Genomic DNA, 18,075 nt, shown 5'->3' with positions numbered 1-18,075 from the left:
TCCTCCTTATTAACAAATAACAGCCTATCACCGACAGATTGGCAAAAATAAATCCATCAAAGTTTCGAAAGTAATTATTGAAATTATAAAATCAAGCCTCAAAAATCACTTCACCATTTTTTATCGTATATAAAACTTTCATATCGTAAAGTTCTCTGCTGTCAGGGTAATCATACGGATCTCTGTCTATTACAACGATATCTGCAAGCTTTCCTATTTCAAGACTTCCTTTGATATCTTCCGCTGCTGCTGCATAAGCTGCATTTGTCGTATACATTCTCAGCGCATCTGTTACCGAAATGTTCCTTATCGGATTATCACCGTTGACACAGGCAGCTATATCGACAAGCGGTTCTATTGCTGTGACAGGGCAATCCGAACCTCCGCAGATAGTTATCCCTGCGTCTATTATTCTATTGAAAGGATCCCATCTGTCAGCGCGTTCCCGTCCGAGAATCATTGCAAACTCTCCGCCATCTTTTTTGTCCCATGTGTATGTAAAGCCCGGCTGCATCGAAATAATAAGATCCAGATCTGCCGCCATTTTAATCTGCTCATCTGTAGGAAGGCAGAAATGTTCTATTCTATGCCTCAGATCTTTCTTTCCCTGTTCATTTATCACTCTATGATACGTCCATATCAGCTGATCTATCGCACGCTCTCCTACTGCATGCAGCGTACACTGCATTCCGGCTTTATGCGCTTCTGAAATAACTCTGTATACTTCTTCATCAGTATGATACAGAACTCCTCTGAGTGCCGGAGCTGTAACAAAAGGTTCAAAATTTGCCATTGTATATTCAAAAAGCGCTCCATCTAAAGTCAGACATCCGCCTACTCTAGGCAGTCCCTTATCTATGGCTTTCTGCACATCCCATGTCTGATAGAACACAACCATGTCTGTCTTAAGTCTGTCACTTCTCTCAAGAATAAGATCAAGATCTCTATCATCTTTTACGAACTGTCCGAAAAGACCATGTATAGTAGTTGCTCCTTTTGATGCCGCATAATCCGCACAATCCTCTATGACTTTCCAAAGTTCATCATCTGTCAGCGATCCCAGAATATTAGCAGTTGCAAGAAAAGAAGATTCATCCGACAAATACACTCCACTTATACCCCCATCTTTTTTCTCAACTCCAGGGTAATCGTCCGGCACGTCTGCAATCTCTATTCCTGCAGAATTTGTCGCACAGCCATGAAGAGTTGCGGCAAAAATAACCACTTTATGCCCATTGCATATTTGATCCAGTTCCCATCTGTCCGGATAGCGGCCTTCTTCTATATTCTGCGGGACATAATTCACCCCGTATATCCAGCCATTTCCTTCTTCACCAGAACATTTTTCCCTTAATACCTCCAGTACTTCATTTATATTACGGCAATTCTGCAGATCCACCCCGTTTAAATTTATGCCTGCATTTAAAACATGCACATGGCAGTCTGTAAGTCCCGGGAGAACTGTTGCACCATCAGCATCTAAAATCCTGTCCGCTTCGCCATTGAAATCACCCGTGCCTATATCGTTTATTTTTCCTTCTTTAACAGCCAGCCAGTTATACTTACTGAGTTCCGGATTCATAGAAATAATATTTGCATTTTTTATTATCAAATCATATTTCATGCTGCTCTCCTTTCTAAAATCAGGCGTTCATAAAATCATCTGTAAAAAGAGTTATGAACGCACTGAACAATCACCTGCCTCTGCTATGCTATGTTCTATATAGCTTTTCTGCTTCGTGGCTCTTTATAATTTTTAAGGACCTCAAACATCTCGTCTACATGGCTCTGTTTGCCAAATATGAGCCCGCATATTACCACAGCAAGTGTATTGCATACGAGACCTATAAAGCCACCGGTCCAGCCTCCTGCCCATGCAATCGCCTGCGGATAAAATATACCTATCACAGCCCAGAAAGAACCGATTGCAAAGCCTGAGATGGCTCCCTGCAGGTTTGCCTTTTTCCAGAACAAGCCAATGAACACAAGAGGAAAAGCCTGAACACAGCAATCATAGATTGCAATTACGAAGTACATAAGCTGTGCTACTTCAAACATCGAAATGATCATCGCAACAACACCTACACCTATCGTTGACAGCCTTGCGATTTTAAACAGTTTATCTCTACCCATTTTAGGAAAGAGAGGCGCAACGATATCTTTCGAGATCACTACCGCAAAGCAATTCATAAAAACAGCGATAGAACTCATGCTTGCAGCAAGACCCAGTACACCTAATATTCCCAGTCCTACAGGTCCGCCAAACTTTTCGGCCATCCAGAAACTTGTCTGTTGAGAGTCTTCCGGAAAACCTTCATTGAAACTCGCACCCAGTCCCAGAGCCATTACCAGAAAGCCCATCAGGATTCCCAGTAAAGGAGCAAACAGTACTGCTTTTTTAGTAGTTCTCGGACTGTCCGTCATATATAGCCTGTAGAACATTCCCGGAAGAACAAAACCGCCGACACCACATGTGATGATTACAGATGTCCAGAATGGGGCACCGTTCGCTCTGATCGACAGTAACTGCGGCTTGAATTCCTCAACAAGTGCATACAAATCAAAAATGCCTCCATAAGCCTTATATATCAGCCAGTATATGAACAGGACACCTACCACTCCCATAGTTATACCTTGTACCAGCCCTCCAACGGCGGTCCCTCTTGCTCCACCGAAAAAGGTATATGCTGTTACAAAGCCTGCACCGATTATAATAGCCGCTTCGAAACCTACAGTATAATATGTGGCTGCATGTACCATATATCCTAATGCTTTTATTTCAACAATCAGCCAAGGCGCATAGAAAATAAACAGTATAGTCATGAATATCCATCTGAATTTCTGACTGCCATATCTTTTGGCGATATAATCACCTTCTGTTTCCAGTCCATATTCCTTACCCCATATCCATACCGGTCTTGCCTCGTAATACTGTATTATGCATGCTACTGTGGAATATATGATAATGTACTGTGCAAACACACCTGTGTCGGCAGAGGTAGCGACCCATCCGACATATACAGCTCCTACATACCATGCACCTACAACAGAAAAGGCATTGAGGAAAACCCCGAAAGATCTGTTCCCTACAGCATATGTCTCTAAATCAATCTGTTTTTGAGTGGAAACTTTAATGATACATGCATTTAGCACGAAATACCCTATCATTATGGAAATCGTTATAACTGCATCTGGCATCATTTTTCACCTCCTTCCCCACTGTCTTCTTCAAAATTTGCCCTTTCCTCATTTTCGAATTTTCCTTCGATAACGAAAAAGGTGATCAGACCTATACATATCATTACCGGTGCAAGTAAAATACAGAACTGTGAGCATGGCAGTCCAATAATATGCGGGTCTATTACATCAATCACGTCAAGAAACGGCGGAAAAGTTATGAACAATACCCATATGGAAAAATATATTGCCATAACTATATATAGCTTTACTCTTTTTTTCGACATAATACTCTCCTTTCTTCTGCTTATCAGACAGTTCATTTTTAGACAAAACGGCTTTCTAAAACTGATTTCACCCCCTTCCATTCCTGCAGACATTTCCCCATTTAGCTTTACACCTTTGATACTCTGCAAAATATATCATAATATATTGAATGTTCTTGAAATCGTATATACTCATATGATAGTATTAGTCCAACAAACGACAACCACCCTTCGTAGTATTTTTTAACTGGCTATTAGCTTTTGGTTGTAGACATGTACTACCTAAAGGAGGTTCATAATCATGCTGAACCATACAGAATGGAATAAATTTGTTAAAATAATAGAGCAATTATGGCTTCCCGTAAACGACAACACTTTTAAAGAAAATGTGCTGAAGCTGATAAAAGAAATCATACCATTTAATCTTGCGGGGTTCTGTTACTACAAGGAATTTGCAGACTACCACGAGGCTGTGATCGAAAATTATATAATGGTAGGCGATTTCTGCAACGAATTTATGGACGAACACAAGTACATGTATGACAATATATATGGCAAATACGACTATACAAAATGGCTTCTGGGATCAAAAGAATCAGTCGTTTGCAGAGAATCTGATATTGTCAGTTCGCAATTTCGTGACAAATCCAAATTCTATACCCTTTTTCTTGAGCCAAGAAATCTCATTTACTGTATGGACTGTTATATAATAAACGAAGCAATACCCCCACACATTCTCTTCTTTTACAGAGATACTGTATCCGGAGATTTTTCTGATAAAGAACTGTATATGCTCAACCGGCTGATGCCACATATAGAGGGGCGCCTTGTTCTTGAAGCTTTCCATTCAAATCAGCAGAACGAAACTGATAGCTTTTCATTTTTTCTAAAAAAAACCTATCAGCTCACGCCCAAAGAAATCGAAATTGCAAGATTGATAAAAAACGGCAGTAACAATCAAGAGATAAGCAATATATTATCTATCGAGATATCTACCGTAAAAAAACACATAACACACATCCTTGAAAAAACGCATGAAACGGACAGATTAAAACTCATAAAACTCTTTAATCTGCACGAATAGCATTATCTGCGACCGTCATTCCTTCCGCAGATGCCAAGGATCGGACCATTTAGGCGATAAATAGCAAAACAGGGAATACTTTTTACGGTATTCCCCATTTTTTACGCTTTATTATATATCCGGCTTTCAGCCTCAAAACTCCCGAACCCGTTGCGCTCTCAGCCTTTATTCCTGAGTTCGCCGAGATCATAAGGCGTATCCTGGTAAACGTAATAATTGAGCCAGTTGCTGAAAAGCAGGCTGGCGTGACTCCTCCATCTGAACAGGATATCCTCTTCCGGATCGTCATTCCTGAAATAATTCTTAGGCACATCGATCTTGAGCCCTTTGTCCACATCTCTGAAATACTCTCCCGCCAGAGTGCCCTTGTCGTATTCCTGGTGACCGAGCACGAATATCTGACGGCCGTTTTCCGTCGATATGATATGAGGCCCGACTTCCGGCGAATCAGCCAGTATCCTGAGTTCAGGATGCTTTTCGATATCCTCTCTCAGCACCTCCGTATGTCTGGAATGCGGCGCGTAAAACACCTCGTCAAATCCTCTCATCAGCGGATTATGCGGTCTTACGACTTTATGCTCGAACACTCCGAACACCTTCTTATCAAGCAGATGCTTGTCTATTCCGTAGTGATAGTACAGGCTCGCCTGTGCCCCCCAGCAGATGAACATGCTGCTGTATACGTGAGTCTTCGCAAATTCAAAGATCTCGCACAGCTCCTTCCAGTAGTCGACCTGCTCATACGGCATCTGTTCCACCGGAGCTCCCGTGAGTATCATTCCGTCAAAATAATCATCCTTGATTTCATCGATCGTCTTGTAGAACGAATCCATATGCTCCTGCGATATATGCGTGGACTCATGCGAATCCATCGTCACCAGCGTCATCTCCACCTGCAGCGGGCTGTTTGAAAGCACTCGCGCGAGCTGGGTCTCCGTCGCTATCTTCGTAGGCATCAGATTCACTATTACGATCTTGAGAGGTCTGATATCCTGCGTCACCGCACGACCTCTGTCCATCGTGAATATATTCTCGCTCTGCAGCGCCTCCGCTGCAGGCAGCTCGTTAGGTATTATCAGTGGCATTGGTTTATCTCTCCCCTTTCACTATCTCAGCCTTCCTGTTCTATTTCAAAGCCTGCTCTATATCGGCGATCAGATCCTCTGCATCCTCGATACCGCATGAAAGTCTCACCAGATCAGGGCTGACACCTGCATCTGCAAGTTCCTCATCCGTCATCTGTCTGTGCGTCGAGCTTGCCGGATGCAGACAGCATGTCCTAGCATCAGCAACATGAGTCTCTATAGCAGCGACCTTGAGCTTCTGCATGAAGTCCTCAGCAGCAGCTCTGCCGCCCTTTACACCAAAGCTCACTACTCCGCATGAACCGTCAGGCAGATATTTCTTCGCGAGTTCATAGTCATCATCACCTTCAAGACCGCAGTATTTTACCCATGCGATCTTCTCATGATTCTTGAGATACTGTGCGACCGCCAGACCATTCTCAGCATGTCGCTTTATCCTCACGTGCAGGCTTTCCAGCCCCAGATTGAGGAGATAAGCATTCTGCGGCGACTGTATCGACCCGAAGTCCCTCATCAGCTGAGCCGTAGCTTTCGTTATGAACGCGCCCTCGAGGCCGAATCTCTCCGTATATGTAACTCCATGATAGCTGTCGTCAGGCTCGCATAATCCCGGGAACTTGTCCGGATACTTCGTCCAGTCGAATTTCCCCGAATCCACTATGCATCCGCCGACTCCCGCGCCATGTCCATCCATGTATTTCGTAGTCGAGTGAGTTACGATATCTGCACCGAACTCAAACGGTCTGCAGTGTACCGGCGTCGGGAAAGTATTGTCGATTATGAGCGGCACACCATGCCTGTGTGCAGCATCTGCGAATTTTTCTATATCGAGAACGACCAGCGCAGGGTTCGCGATAGTCTCGCCGAAAACAGCCTTAGTGTTCGGTCTGAAAGCGGCATCCAGCTCTTCTTTCGTCGCATGAGGTGAAACGAATGTGAACTCAACGCCCATCCTCTTCATCGTCACCGCGAACAGATTATATGTACCGCCATAGATCGCTGATGATGCAACGACATGATCTCCGCATGATGCGATATTGAACACAGCGTAGAAATTGGCCGCCTGGCCTGATGACGTCAGCATCGCAGCCGTTCCTCCCTCGAGAGACGCTATCTTGGCTGCCACATAGTCATTCGTCGGATTCTGCAGCCTAGTGTAAAAGTAGCCCGGTGCCTCGAGATCGAACAGCTTTCCCATGTCCTGGCTCGTATTATATTTGAACGTCGTGCTCTGTATGATAGGGATCTGTCTCGGTTCCCCGTTTCCGGGTCTGTATCCGTCCTGCACACATTTAGTTCCTATTCCCATTGTTATGTTTCCTTTCTCCTAGTAAATATTCAGCTTTTATGATTCTACACTATTTTAATACAGAATTCAAATATTCTGCCTGTCCTTCCCTGTACAAATTGCCCCCGTGGCTGTCGAGCACTACAGTCAGCGGCATATCCTCGACATACAGCTTTCTCACGGCTTCAGCGCCCAGATCGTCAAAGGCTATCACTTCTGCCGATCTTATCTGCTTTGCCATCAGCGCAGCCGCTCCTCCTATCGCCGCAAAATACACAGCACCGTTGCGGACCACCGCATCCATCACCGCTTCGGATCTCTGCCCTTTGCCTATCATGGCAAGCTGCCCCAGATCGAGCAGCGTCGGCGCGTATGCATCCATCCTGTAGCTCGTCGTAGGGCCTGCCGATCCTATGGGATGCCCCGGTTTTGCAGGCGTCGGCCCCACGTAGTATACCATTGAATTTTCTATCTCAAAAGGCGGTTTTTCGCCGCGTTCGAGCATTTCCACGATGCGCTTGTGAGCCGCATCTCTCGCTGTGTACACAGTTCCTGTGACAAGTACGCGATCACCCGCCCTGTATTCTCTGACTTTTTCTTTTGTAAAAGGTTCTGCAAGTCTGTATTCCATCGTATGGATCCTTTCATTACATAGATTTTCGTTCTGCTGTCTTTTATGCAAAGTGCGCAGCCGGCTGCTCCGTCCGGCTTCTGCAGCTTTTCCTAGATCACGGCTTCCTTGTGCCTGCTCACATGGCAGTTCACGTTGACTGCCACCGGCAGCCCTGCGATATGCGTAGGCGCCGTTATGATCTTTACGGAAAGCGCAGTCGTCTTTCCGCCGAAGCCCTGAGGGCCTATCCCCAGACAGTTTATACGCTCCAGCAGCTCACGTTCCATGTCACGATAATATTCATCATCATTTTCCCTGTCGACAGGCACAAGCAGCGCTTTTTTGGCCATCAGTGCAGCCTTGTCGAACGTTCCGCCGATGCCGACTCCAACGACTATAGGAGGGCACGGATTGGCTCCCGCTTCACTGCAGGTCTCAACGACAAAGTCCTTCACTCCGTCCTCGCCCGCTGACGGCGGCAGCATTTTTATCCGGCTCATATTCTCCGATCCGAATCCTTTCGGTGCGACTGTTATCTTCACTTTGTCACCCGGCACGATCTCGGTATTTATATACGCAGGAGTATTGTCCCCAGTGTTTTTACGTCTCAGAGGATCCTCTACTATCGACTTTCTCAGAAACCCTTCGGCATATCCCCTGCGCACGCCTTCATTTACAGCATCCGTCAGATCCCCGCCTGTCAGGTGCACATCCTGCCCTATCTCCAGGAACACGCATGCCATACCCGTATCCTGGCACAGAGGGAATACGCCTTCTTCAGCTATCGCTATGTTTTCCTCGATGCTGGAAAGTATGTCCTTTGCGACAGGCCAGCTTTCCTCATCGAGTTTACGGCTTATACAGCTCTTCAGATCGTCCCCCAGGTAATGGTTTGCCTCTATGCAAAGCTCCGCTATCTTGTCCTCAATGATCTTTACATCTATTTCTCTCATCATTCACACTCCCTGATTTTCTGCATGTCTTCTCAGCCGTAGATACGATCTATCTCCGCTTTCGTCTCTGCCAGTATGCCGTCCACGTCCATTCCGACTACGTCGAGCATCTCAGCCTTGTGGCATACCACATCATTTACGCTGTACAGCCCTCTGCACACGGCATCCACATAGTCGAACCCGAAATTGCTGTCTCCTATCGGGCCGCCTGCAGTAGTGACATATATCACTTTTTTCACATTGCCGAGTCCCTCAGGTATCCCCTCTTCGGTATAGTGGAACGTGAGCCCGTTCACCGATATCGCCTCTATATAAGTCTTCACCATCGCAGGGAACGAAAGATCCCAGTACGGCGCAGCCATGACCATGACGTCAGCATCTCTGAACTGTCTGGCATATTTGAACATGTCATCCGAAAAATCACCTGCACCTGCCAGGCGATCGCGCTCCTGCAGCCTTTCCAGATCGAGGTTCTTTATATCCTCAGCTCCCAGATCCAGCTCTTCGACATTCCCTTCAAGCTTGGACAAAAGATGTCTCGCCAGTATCATCGTACGCGATTCAGGCCTTACACAGGCATTCACAAATAAGATCTTTTTCATTTTGTCACCTCGTTTATCACTTCCGGCACAGCATCATCAGCGCCGTTTACACGCTGCACAGCATGCCGGTTTTCATCAGTCCGGTACTTTATTATACACTATCATGGTCATAGTTTCGAAGTTTTATCATAAACTTGTACAAATAAATTTTTAGGAGTTTGTACAATGAGACAAAAATTCAGACATCGCCGTAAAACGTCAAAGAATCTGAAAGCCGCGCTCGATATGGCTGCGAACCTTTTAAGGCTGCCGTTCGTTCGCCCTGTCCTGATCATAACAGCTGCAGTATGCCTCCTGATGATCGTTCTGCCATGGGCAGTCGTCATGTTCACACCGGAAAAACCCGAAAAGGAAAAGGTCCTGCTGCCGGAAGCCGGATTCGAGCTCAAGGAAGTACCTTCCGATATCACGATATACCGGACCGCCTCAGGAACTGCTGAAACTATCGATTTTGAAGACTATGTAAAGGGCGTGGTTTCCGGCGAAATGCCGTCTACCTTTCATATAGAGGCGCTCAAGGCACAGGCCGTCGCTGCGCGCACTTATTCGCTTGCCCGGGTCCTCAGCGCAGCTTCGGAAGGCAACCCTCAGGCACACCCGGCTGCGCCGCTTTGCGACTCCACGCATTGCCAGGTATACCGCAGTCCTTCGGAGCTCGAACAGCTCAAGGGCAGCGACTGGATGAAAGATGACTGGAAAAAGATCTGCCGCGCTACCGATGAAACTAAAGGTCAGCTGCTCTATTACAACGGTGAGCTCGTCGAGCAGGCGCTTTTCCACTCGTCGAGCGGAGGAAAGACGGAAAACTCCGAAGACGTTTTCGCGGCAGCAGTCCCGTATCTGACAAGTGTAGACAGCCCTTACGAAGAGAAAGCCACTCACAGAGAAGAAAAGCATGCCTTTACAGTGAGCGAGCTCGCATCCGCAGTAAAGAGCAGCTATCCCGGCACCGACTTCGGCAATATAACTGCAGACAGTATAAAGATACTGGACCGGAGCAGCGGCAATCGTGTCGCATCGATGCAGTTCGGCAGCGGTACGCTTACCGGCCGCGAAGTCAGAGAAGCTCTCGATCTTCCCTCAGCAAATTTCACAGTAGACATATCTGAAAACACCGTCACATTCACCTCGAACGGATCCGGCCACGGAGTCGGCATGAGTCAGTACGGCGCAGACGGCATGGCAGAAAACGGATACGGCTACAAAGAGATCCTCTCGCATTATTACAGCGGCACACAGGTATTCTGATACAGAAAAAACGCTATGTGATCTTCACTTTACAGCTTCTCACATAGCGTTTGTTTACGTGTCATTTAGTTCATTTAGTAATAGGTTCTATTTACCGCCGTGGCACCCACAGCCACAGCCTGATGTTTCCTCTTTCTTCTTTGAAGAAGAACAGCATCCTGAATCCGGGCAGCCGACGCATTTCACGCCTTTTCTCTTTGCCCTTACCAGGTAAGCTACTGCTGCACCTACAATAATTAAGATTATCAATCCGACGATAATATTTGTCATTATGCTGACGCCCCCGTTCCCTTAGCATGTAAGGAGTACTCTCTGTCGAAGTTCTGTCTTGCCTTGCGCGCGATCACAAATATGATAGCTGCCATGCACAGAATTGCGATAAGGCCAGGGATGAATGCTTCCCCGAGAGCTCCTGTTGTGAATAATGTTCCGAACTGGTATACCAGGAATGCTACGGTATATCCTGTTGCAAGCTGTAATCCAATAGCACTCCACAGCCATTTTGCGCTCTTCATTTCTGAGTTCATAGCACCGATCGCTGCGAAGCAAGGAGGTGTGTAAAGGTTGAACATCAGATAAGCCAGTGCTGAAACTGTAGTAAGTCCCATAGTGAGAGCAACTTCGTTTGCTCCGCCTGTCATAGCGAGTTCATCAGTGTCGATGAATCTGGTCAGTGAGTAAACTACAGCCAGTGTACCTACAACGTTTTCCTTTGCGATAAATCCTGTGATCGCTGCTGCTGCCAGCTGCCATACTCCGAATCCGAGCGGAATGAGGAGTACTGCGAAAGGCGTTGCGATCGATGCGAGGATCGATGTGTCTGCCGCACCTTCTTCCACTACCTGGAAGTGCCAGTTGAATGTCTGCATGAGCTGAACTACGCAGTTGCAAACCAGGATGATAGTTGCTGCTTTGATTATGTAAGCTTTTGCACGTTCCAGCATCGAGAAGCATGCTCTCTTAAGGCTAGGGATCTTGTATGCAGGAAGCTCCATGATGAAGAATGATTTTCTGTACTTATAGCCTGTAACCGCCTTGATGAGCAGTGCGCCCAGGAAGATGAGCAGTATACCTACGAAGTACATGAGCGGTGAAACCCATGATGATCCTGCAAAGAATGCACCTGCAAACAGTGCGATAACAGGGATCTTTGCTCCGCAAGGGATGAACGTAGTCAGCATTGCTGTCGCTCTTCTCTCTCTGTCGTCACGGATAGTACGGCTTGCCATGATTCCCGGGATTCCGCATCCTGTACCGATGATGATCGGAATGATGGATTTACCGGAAAGACCTACTCTCTTGAAGATCGGGTCCATTACAACGCTGACACGCGCCATGTAACCGCAGTCTTCCAGAAGTGCGATCAGGAAGTACATTACCATTACCAGCGGCAGGAAGCCTACTACGGCACCTACACCGCCGACGATACCGTCAGCCAGTATAGCCTGGAGCAGCGGCGAGCTGTTCTCCAGCAGTCCTGCTACGTATTCCTGGAACGTTTCGATCCATCCTACGATCCAGTCTGCGATGAGTGGTCCCAGCGCTGACTGTGAGATCCAGAACACTGCATACATAACTGCTGCAAATATGATGATACCTGCCACCTTGTTCGTAACAACAGCGTCGATCTTGTCCTGTGAGTTCTTTTCATTAGTATGTACTTCACGAGTCTCTACTTCTTTTACGATCTTGTTTACGAAGTCGAAACGCTTTCTGTCTTCTCTTTCTACAGCCTCCTTGTTGTGCAGATCTATGTCAGCCTGCAGATAAGGCGCTTTCTGACCGTTGCCGCAAAGCTCTACAGCTGCGTCTACCGCTTCTTTAAGACCAGTCTTTTCAGCTGATGTCGAAACCGTCTTGATTATAGGACAGTTCAGTTTCTTCGAAAGAAGCTCTGTATCGATCTTGGTATTCTGCTTTTCATTGATATCACTCTTGTTGAGCGCAACGATAACCGGGATCCCAAGTTCGAGAAGCTGTGTAGTGAAGAACAGGCTTCTGCTGAGATTTGTAGCATCTACGATGTTGATTATCGCATCCGGATTCTCATCTCTTACGTATCCGCTTGTGATACCTTCTTCCGGTGTGAACGGTGACATCGAATATGCACCCGGAAGGTCTACTGCGATGAGTTCCTCCTGGAAATCGTAAAATTCCTTTTTGATAGGACTTTCCTTCTTTCCGATGGTAACTCCGGCCCAGTTACCAACACGTTCATTTTCTCCGGTCAGGGCATTGTACATTGTAGTTTTACCACTGTTCGGATTGCCGGCAAAAGCAATTCTCATAAATTCCCTCCTATTTTTTAAAATATAGTAATCTTATTGTAATTTAATCAACACTAACTCAGTTAACCAGAGCTAACTAATACCCATAAAAAATAGTGATTCAAATCACTATTCTTTAATCAAAACAGCACTGGCTATTCCTTTATCTATATTGTATCTTCCATCTTTTATCGATACGGTGCAGCCTCCCTTGAGGTGTGCGATAACCGTGATCGGCTCTCCGCTGTAGCACCCGAGCGAAAACAGGAATGATTTGAGTTCTTCGTCATCTGTCTGGATGTCTTCAACAATATAATTTCTGCCAGCTGCAGCGTCATTTAAATTCATGGTAAGCTCCTTTTATCTGTCTGATCAGTTTACTAAGTCGGTTAATAAGACCTAACTTTGTTAGCTATAACTTACCACTTGTACGACATTTTGTCAACAACTTTTCGCCATAATTCTGGACTTATTTTGTGCCTTTTTACAATTGATTTTGCAAAGGTCTGCAGCTCTCTCTTCTTACAGAATTTTCATGAAAATCCGGCATTTTTTCCGCTTCTCAGGACTTACAAGCTGACGCCGGTCATGCTGCCCATGTCCTAGTAGTTCTCTGCCTTTATGCTGAAATACCCCTGCTGGTGATGGCACACCGGACATATCTCCGGCGCTTCCGCAGCCGTCACCTGATGTCCGCAGTTGCCGCATATCCAGATCCTCTCCTCGCTTCGTCTGAAGACCTCTCCGTTCCTGATGTTTTCCAGCAGCTTATTGTAACGATCCTCATGATGCTTTTCTATATCTGCGATCTGCTCCATCTGTTTTGCGATCTCCGTAAAGCCTTCCTCGCGTGCAGTCTTCGCCATATCGGCATACATGCTGCTCCATTCATAATGCTCGCCCTCTGCTGCTGACACCAGGTTTTCAGCTGTATTGCCCAGGCTCGCCAGATGCCTGAACCATATCTCCGCATGCTCTTTTTCATTATCCGCTGTTTCCTCGAAGATCCTTCCTATCTGGTGGTATCCTTCTTCTTTTGCTTTTGATGCAAAGATGCTGTATTTCGTTCTCGCCTGGGTCTCTCCTGCAAAAGCCATCATCAGATTGTCATATGTCCTGCTGCCCTTGAGTTCTTTCATATAAAATATCCTCCTGTCATCTGCATTTGACATTATTATCTGCAAAAGGACTGCTGTTGATACATAAAAAACGGGCAGCCGCGCTGCCCGTTTTTTATGCCTCATATATCATATATATTTCTTTCATCTATTATACCGGTATTCCAGATCTGTAAAACAGCTCCGCCTCAGTCCTCTACTCTCATTATGTTCGCACCGAGACTTCTGAGCTTTTCCACGAACTTCTCGTATCCACGATCCACGTGATATATCTGCGAAACTTCAGTAGTTCCTTCCGCAACGAGACCAGTCAGTACTACTGCTGCCCCTGCTCTGAGGTCTGTAGCTACGACCTGAGCTCCCTTGAGAGCTTTGCCTCCCGGGATCATCGAGCAGTTCCCGTCGATCTTTATGTTCGCTCCCATGCGGTTGAACTCGCCTACGTGCATGAACCTGTTCTCAAAAACTGTTTCTATCACGACGCTCGGCCCCTGTGCCACTGTCAGCAGAGCCATGAACGGCGACTGCATGTCGGTAGGGAATCCAGGATATGGCAGAGTCTTGATATCGGTAGAGATGAGCTCTCCCATATCGCCTCTCACACGAACGCCTTCCTCCGTCTGCTCTATATACACTCCGCATTCTCTGAGCTTGGCGATGACCGCCTTGAGATGATCCGGAACCACATTCTTCACAAGAACATTGCCTCTTGTCATCGCTGCTCCTACCATAAATGTTCCGGCTTCTATCCTGTCCGGTATCACATGATGCGATACGCCTTTCAGGTGATCGACGCCATCGATCTTTATGGTATCGGTTCCTGCACCTTTTATTCTTGCTCCCATCTTGTTTAGGAAATTGGCAAGATCTACGATCTCAGGCTCCTGCGCTGCGTTTTCTATAACCGTCGTTCCTTCCGCCAGCGCTGCAGCCATCATGATCACCTCTGTCGCACCTACGCTCGGGAAATCGAGATATATAGTGCTGCCTGTCATCTTCTCCGCACTTGCATCAACGATGCCACGGTTGAGCTGTTCCTCGTTTATCTTGACTCCGAGAGCCTTGAGCCCTTTCAGATGGAGCTCCACCGGCCTTTTTCCTATAGCGCAGCCTCCCGGCAGATGTATCACTGCTCTTCCGGTCCTCAGCAGCAGAGCTCCGAGCACCAGAATAGACGCCCGCATCATCTTTACGAGATCGAACGGCGCCTCATATGATATCTGCCCTCTGGCTTCTATTTCAACTGTATTCTGATCAAGCTTTTTATCTACAGAAGCACCCATGCTCTCAAGCAGCTGACACATGACGTCAACGTCTCTAAGCGCAGGCACATCTTTTATCACACATTTTTCTTCCGTTAAAAGTGTCGCTGCCATTATCGGCAGTACAGCATTCTTCGCACCGCTTATGGTCACTTCTCCCTGCAGCGGACCACTTTTCTGAACCAGGAATTTTGCCACTTTTTTCCTCCATAAATTCATATATGAAAATATTATACTTTGTTTACAGCAACATTTCAAGGTTTACACATGATTAAGGAAGAGGTCTGCAGGTTTTACACATAAGGGGAGCAAAACGTACTAACAAAACCTCTTCCTTTCTTTTATTGTTGCCATATGGATTTGTTTTAACGCAAAAAAAGGACAATTAAATTGTTCCTCTTTTGCGCCTTTATTAAGCTGCGGCTACAGTTCCTGTAACTCTTTGATACATTTACTGCACACATTTTTTCCTTTGATCTGCTTTATCCCGTCCGAACTTCCGCAGAACACGCATGCAGGCTGATATTTCTTCAGCATGATGGATTCACCGTCGACATATATCTCAAGCGGATCCTTGATGTTTATGTTCAGCGTTCTTCTAAGTTCTATAGGTAAAACAATTCTTCCCAGTTCATCGACTTTTCTTACTATACCTGTTGCTTTCATGGTTAAAACTCCTTTCAATACCCAGACCGTTCTAAACGTCTATATATTAAAGTGTATTACTGTACTCTGCTGCTATTTATCCTTCTCTGCGGTATTCCTGACAGAAATCACCGCTTTTGCGATCGCAGCTGCTGTTGATATTATATTCTGCTTACCGTTTATCGTTTCAGTTATATCCGAAACGGTGTCCGCAACATCACTTATGATGCCGTCGACATCTTCGCTGCGCTTGGCCGCTATATCAGTGATCACTTCAACATCCTTCAGCACCTCGTTCGTATGTTCCAGCGTCACCATAAGGCTCTTTAAAAAACGCACCACATATATAACCAGCACTACGACGGCAATGCACACGATTATAAGCAATAGCATCTTCAAATCAATTGTTACACTCATAGGCAATCCTCCCATACTTCCTATATTATCACATAAAATGGAAAATGCTTCAAGTACTTTTTCATACATTTTCAATCTGTCATCACACAAAAATTTTATCAGGTAGCAGACATCCTTTGAACATACTTTCTGCCCGTGTGAATATTTTTATGTAGAGGTGATAGATCATGATGAATTATATATGGGGAGCGATGCTCGTCGCAGGGGTATGCTTTTCCGTCGCAAACGGGAAAACATCCGAATTTACCGACAGCCTGATGTCGGGATGCACTGACGCTGTGCATTTCATAATATCTCTGGCAGGAATAATGGCAGTGTGGAGCGGACTTATGAAAATAGCCGAGGAATCCGGCCTGATAAAGAAGATCTCAGACGCGGTCAGCCCTGTCATGTCGTTCCTTTTTCCAAATGAGAAAAACGACCGCACTATGGGCATGATGATAATGAGTTTCATGGCCAATATCTTCGGAGCGGGCAACAGCGCAACTGTATTTTCCCTGAAGGCAATGGAGCTTCTGGACGAGGAAAACCCGACTCCGCTTTACGCCAGCAACGAGATGTGCATGTTCATGTCACTGTCGATGTCGATGATCCAGCTCGTCCCGATCACAGTAATCAAGGTACGCAGCGATCTGGGCTCCGCTCATCCCGAGGATATCATACTGCCTTCGATCATAGCAGGACTCATTTCTATGGCGGTCTCCGTGATCACCTGCAAGCTGTGTGAAAGGAGACACCGAAATGTCTGATGTGCTCAGCATCATGTCGACAGTATTCCTGCCGGTCCTGATCACAGTGATACTCGTGTACGGCATACGGACAAAGACTGCAGTCTATGATGTATTCATCGAAGGCGCCCGCGAAGGGCTACGCACCTGCTTTGACATACTCCCGTTCATAATCGGTATATTCATAGCCATAGAAACGCTGACATCTTCCGGAGCTATGGAATTCATAGAAAAGGCCGCCGCTCCGGTCTGCGAATTCTTTTTGATACCAAAAGAGCTGATATCCCTGATATTCCTGCGCCCTGTGTCCGGCAGCGGATCTCTCGTAGTCGCCGAAAAGATCATGGAAAGCGCCGGTGCAGATTCGTTCATCGGACGCTCCGCTTCAGTCATGGTTGGCAGCTGCGAAACGGTTTTCTACGTGCTGGCGCTTTATTTCGGCGTCACATCTGTGAAAAAAATGAGACACGCGTTCACAGCGGGTCTCATAGGTTATATCGCAGGTATTTTCGCCTCAGTCTATATATGCATGCTTATCTGAAAACATCCGAAATCACAGATGCCTTCCAGACTCATATGCTTATGTACAGGCTCATATCCTTTCATATATCTTCATTATTTCATCGCTATACTTTCCATCCGGTCCGTATACGCACAGCTCTTTCATCATGTGCAGCTCTTTCCCGCCTCCCGCCGTGCAGTGTATCAGCACGATATTCGGCAGTTCGCCGGCTCTCGGCACCACGAAGCGCACATCTTTCGGTTCCAGCACGTGTCTGCGGCAGCTGCAGAATATATCCACCAGACGCGATGGCCTGTGCACCATGAAAAAGTGCCCCTTTCCATTCAAAAGCACCGCTGCGGCTTTTACAAAATCATCTACCGAAGCGACCGTCTCATGTCTCGCGATGAATTTACTCGAACTGCTGCTCGGTATCCCGCCGCCTTTAGGAAAATACGGAGGATTGCACGTTACGATATCTATCTCGCGATTCCCGACGGTTTTCGGCGTAAGCTCCGCAACGTCCGACTGCACGAATTCGATCCTGGATCCGAGATCATTGAGGCTGCAGCTGCGCTTCGCCAGCTCTACGGCTTCCTTCTGAAGCTCGACTCCGATGAAATGCGCCGATTCATTTTTGCTGCTGAGTATGAACGGGATTATCCCGTTGCCCGTCCCCAGGTCCACTGCCGTCCTGAAGCTGCTGCACGTGCGGTATGCAAAGTCTGCCAGTATCACTGCGTCGATACCGTAACAGAAGCTTTCGCTTTCCTGTATCAGCTTCAGTCCGCCGAACCCGATGTCTTCTATTCTTTCCATC

General features: G+C 46.5%; 20 protein-coding genes. 4 read left to right on the top strand and 16 right to left on the bottom strand.

Annotation, left to right across the window (positions count from 1 at the left end; all coding sequences use genetic code 11):
- Positions 1-91 precede the first annotated feature (91 nt).
- From OCV59_RS00245 to OCV59_RS00235, 3 genes are all read right to left on the bottom strand, one after another.
- Positions 92-1,624 (bottom strand): amidohydrolase, encoded by a 1,533-nt coding sequence (locus OCV59_RS00245; RefSeq protein ID WP_147592321.1) that lies wholly within the window; start codon positions 1,622-1,624, stop codon positions 92-94.
- A gap of 95 nt (positions 1,625-1,719) precedes the next feature.
- Entirely contained in the window at positions 1,720-3,201 is a 1,482-nt protein-coding gene (locus tag OCV59_RS00240; protein WP_147592320.1) for a sodium:solute symporter family protein, read from the bottom strand.
- Positions 3,198-3,464: a hypothetical protein gene (locus tag OCV59_RS00235; RefSeq protein ID WP_147592319.1), complete on the bottom strand. Its 267-nt coding sequence runs from the start codon at positions 3,462-3,464 to the stop codon at positions 3,198-3,200. Before OCV59_RS00235 ends, OCV59_RS00240 begins: the two co-directional genes overlap by 4 nt.
- 280 nt (positions 3,465-3,744) lie before the next feature.
- Between OCV59_RS00235 and OCV59_RS00230 the strand changes: the two genes are divergently transcribed.
- On the top strand, positions 3,745-4,527 hold the full coding sequence (locus tag OCV59_RS00230) for a helix-turn-helix transcriptional regulator (protein ID WP_147592318.1): 783 nt from the start codon (positions 3,745-3,747) through the stop codon (positions 4,525-4,527).
- 158 nt (positions 4,528-4,685) lie between these two features.
- Here OCV59_RS00230 and metA read toward each other — a convergent pair whose 3' ends face one another.
- The 5 genes from metA to OCV59_RS00205 are packed head-to-tail and all read right to left on the bottom strand — an operon-like array spanning position 4,686 to position 9,068.
- The gene (gene metA / locus OCV59_RS00225; RefSeq protein WP_147592317.1) at positions 4,686-5,612 is read right to left on the bottom strand and encodes a homoserine O-acetyltransferase MetA; all 927 of its coding nucleotides are present in this window, start codon (positions 5,610-5,612) and stop codon (positions 4,686-4,688) included.
- A gap of 40 nt (positions 5,613-5,652) precedes the next feature.
- Positions 5,653-6,921: an O-acetylhomoserine aminocarboxypropyltransferase/cysteine synthase family protein gene (locus tag OCV59_RS00220; RefSeq protein WP_262583974.1), complete on the bottom strand. Its 1,269-nt coding sequence runs from the start codon at positions 6,919-6,921 to the stop codon at positions 5,653-5,655.
- 49 nt (positions 6,922-6,970) lie between these two features.
- Complete coding sequence (locus OCV59_RS00215; RefSeq protein WP_262583972.1) at positions 6,971-7,582, bottom strand: Fe-S-containing hydro-lyase; 612 nt, start codon at positions 7,580-7,582, stop codon at positions 6,971-6,973.
- Between the two features lie 41 nt (positions 7,583-7,623).
- Positions 7,624-8,466 carry a fumarate hydratase gene (locus tag OCV59_RS00210; protein WP_147592523.1) on the bottom strand — a complete coding sequence of 281 codons (843 nt, stop codon included), beginning with the start codon at positions 8,464-8,466 and terminating at the stop codon, positions 7,624-7,626.
- 32 nt (positions 8,467-8,498) lie between these two features.
- Positions 8,499-9,068, bottom strand: a complete 570-nt coding sequence (locus OCV59_RS00205) for an NAD(P)H-dependent oxidoreductase (protein ID WP_147592314.1) — start codon at positions 9,066-9,068, stop codon at positions 8,499-8,501.
- 165 nt (positions 9,069-9,233) lie between these two features.
- Here OCV59_RS00205 and spoIID point away from each other — a divergent pair, with 165 nt between their 5' ends.
- On the top strand, positions 9,234-10,316 hold the full coding sequence (gene spoIID / locus OCV59_RS00200; RefSeq protein WP_147592313.1) for a stage II sporulation protein D: 1,083 nt from the start codon (positions 9,234-9,236) through the stop codon (positions 10,314-10,316).
- Between the two features lie 87 nt (positions 10,317-10,403).
- Here spoIID and OCV59_RS00195 read toward each other — a convergent pair whose 3' ends face one another.
- The 7 genes from OCV59_RS00195 to OCV59_RS00165 form a co-directional block, all read right to left on the bottom strand.
- Positions 10,404-10,586: a FeoB-associated Cys-rich membrane protein gene (locus OCV59_RS00195; protein WP_147592312.1), complete on the bottom strand. Its 183-nt coding sequence runs from the start codon at positions 10,584-10,586 to the stop codon at positions 10,404-10,406.
- Positions 10,586-12,604: a ferrous iron transporter B gene (gene feoB / locus OCV59_RS00190; protein ID WP_147592311.1), complete on the bottom strand. Its 2,019-nt coding sequence runs from the start codon at positions 12,602-12,604 to the stop codon at positions 10,586-10,588. The genes OCV59_RS00195 and feoB overlap by 1 nt, the downstream gene beginning before the upstream one ends.
- Before the next feature lie 108 nt (positions 12,605-12,712).
- Complete coding sequence (locus tag OCV59_RS00185) at positions 12,713-12,931, bottom strand: FeoA family protein (RefSeq protein WP_147592310.1); 219 nt, start codon at positions 12,929-12,931, stop codon at positions 12,713-12,715.
- A gap of 254 nt (positions 12,932-13,185) precedes the next feature.
- Positions 13,186-13,722, bottom strand: a complete 537-nt coding sequence (rbr, locus tag OCV59_RS00180) for a rubrerythrin (RefSeq protein WP_147592309.1) — start codon at positions 13,720-13,722, stop codon at positions 13,186-13,188.
- 167 nt (positions 13,723-13,889) lie between these two features.
- Positions 13,890-15,161: a UDP-N-acetylglucosamine 1-carboxyvinyltransferase gene (murA, locus tag OCV59_RS00175; RefSeq protein ID WP_262583970.1), complete on the bottom strand. Its 1,272-nt coding sequence runs from the start codon at positions 15,159-15,161 to the stop codon at positions 13,890-13,892.
- Positions 15,162-15,386: 225 nt separating this feature from the next.
- A complete protein-coding gene (locus tag OCV59_RS00170; RefSeq protein WP_147592307.1) occupies positions 15,387-15,629 on the bottom strand; it encodes an AbrB/MazE/SpoVT family DNA-binding domain-containing protein in 243 nt (80 codons plus the stop codon).
- Between the two features lie 72 nt (positions 15,630-15,701).
- Positions 15,702-16,025 (bottom strand): hypothetical protein, encoded by a 324-nt coding sequence (locus OCV59_RS00165; RefSeq protein WP_147592306.1) that lies wholly within the window; start codon positions 16,023-16,025, stop codon positions 15,702-15,704.
- A gap of 167 nt (positions 16,026-16,192) precedes the next feature.
- Between OCV59_RS00165 and OCV59_RS00160 the strand changes: the two genes are divergently transcribed.
- Together OCV59_RS00160 and OCV59_RS00155 are read left to right on the top strand one after the other, a co-directional pair.
- Positions 16,193-16,774 carry a nucleoside recognition domain-containing protein gene (locus OCV59_RS00160; RefSeq protein WP_147592305.1) on the top strand — a complete coding sequence of 194 codons (582 nt, stop codon included), beginning with the start codon at positions 16,193-16,195 and terminating at the stop codon, positions 16,772-16,774.
- Positions 16,767-17,294, top strand: a complete 528-nt coding sequence (locus tag OCV59_RS00155; RefSeq protein WP_147592304.1) for a spore maturation protein — start codon at positions 16,767-16,769, stop codon at positions 17,292-17,294. The genes OCV59_RS00160 and OCV59_RS00155 overlap by 8 nt, the downstream gene beginning before the upstream one ends.
- A gap of 51 nt (positions 17,295-17,345) precedes the next feature.
- Here the strand turns inward: OCV59_RS00155 and OCV59_RS00150 are convergent, their stop codons facing one another.
- Complete coding sequence (locus OCV59_RS00150; RefSeq protein ID WP_147592303.1) at positions 17,346-18,074, bottom strand: tRNA1(Val) (adenine(37)-N6)-methyltransferase; 729 nt, start codon at positions 18,072-18,074, stop codon at positions 17,346-17,348.
- Position 18,075 lies beyond the last annotated feature (1 nt).

Source organism: Brotomerdimonas butyrica (assembly GCF_025567305.1).
GTDB classification, from domain to species: Bacteria; Bacillota; Clostridia; order Peptostreptococcales; family Anaerovoracaceae; genus Lentihominibacter; species Lentihominibacter butyricus.
Note: the sequence above shows the minus strand (reverse complement) of the source record. Positions and strands in the feature narration are given on the sequence as shown.

Coding starts and splice junctions, on each gene's coding strand:
- rbr (WP_147592309.1), bottom strand. CDS start 13,722: ATGAAAGAACTCAAGGGCAGCAGGACATATGACAATCTGATGATGGCT.
- OCV59_RS00240 (WP_147592320.1), bottom strand. CDS start 3,201: ATGATGCCAGATGCAGTTATAACGATTTCCATAATGATAGGGTATTTC.
- OCV59_RS00150 (WP_147592303.1), bottom strand. CDS start 18,074: ATGGAAAGAATAGAAGACATCGGGTTCGGCGGACTGAAGCTGATACAG.
- OCV59_RS00205 (WP_147592314.1), bottom strand. CDS start 9,068: ATGAAAAAGATCTTATTTGTGAATGCCTGTGTAAGGCCTGAATCGCGT.
- OCV59_RS00195 (WP_147592312.1), bottom strand. CDS start 10,586: ATGACAAATATTATCGTCGGATTGATAATCTTAATTATTGTAGGTGCA.
- OCV59_RS00160 (WP_147592305.1), top strand. CDS start 16,193: ATGATGAATTATATATGGGGAGCGATGCTCGTCGCAGGGGTATGCTTT.
- feoB (WP_147592311.1), bottom strand. CDS start 12,604: ATGAGAATTGCTTTTGCCGGCAATCCGAACAGTGGTAAAACTACAATG.
- OCV59_RS00220 (WP_262583974.1), bottom strand. CDS start 6,921: ATGGGAATAGGAACTAAATGTGTGCAGGACGGATACAGACCCGGAAAC.
- metA (WP_147592317.1), bottom strand. CDS start 5,612: ATGCCACTGATAATACCTAACGAGCTGCCTGCAGCGGAGGCGCTGCAG.
- OCV59_RS00245 (WP_147592321.1), bottom strand. CDS start 1,624: ATGAAATATGATTTGATAATAAAAAATGCAAATATTATTTCTATGAAT.
- OCV59_RS00170 (WP_147592307.1), bottom strand. CDS start 15,629: ATGAAAGCAACAGGTATAGTAAGAAAAGTCGATGAACTGGGAAGAATT.
- OCV59_RS00210 (WP_147592523.1), bottom strand. CDS start 8,466: ATGAGAGAAATAGATGTAAAGATCATTGAGGACAAGATAGCGGAGCTT.
- OCV59_RS00165 (WP_147592306.1), bottom strand. CDS start 16,025: ATGAGTGTAACAATTGATTTGAAGATGCTATTGCTTATAATCGTGTGC.
- spoIID (WP_147592313.1), top strand. CDS start 9,234: ATGAGACAAAAATTCAGACATCGCCGTAAAACGTCAAAGAATCTGAAA.
- OCV59_RS00185 (WP_147592310.1), bottom strand. CDS start 12,931: ATGAATTTAAATGACGCTGCAGCTGGCAGAAATTATATTGTTGAAGAC.
- OCV59_RS00155 (WP_147592304.1), top strand. CDS start 16,767: ATGTCTGATGTGCTCAGCATCATGTCGACAGTATTCCTGCCGGTCCTG.
- OCV59_RS00235 (WP_147592319.1), bottom strand. CDS start 3,464: ATGTCGAAAAAAAGAGTAAAGCTATATATAGTTATGGCAATATATTTT.
- OCV59_RS00230 (WP_147592318.1), top strand. CDS start 3,745: ATGCTGAACCATACAGAATGGAATAAATTTGTTAAAATAATAGAGCAA.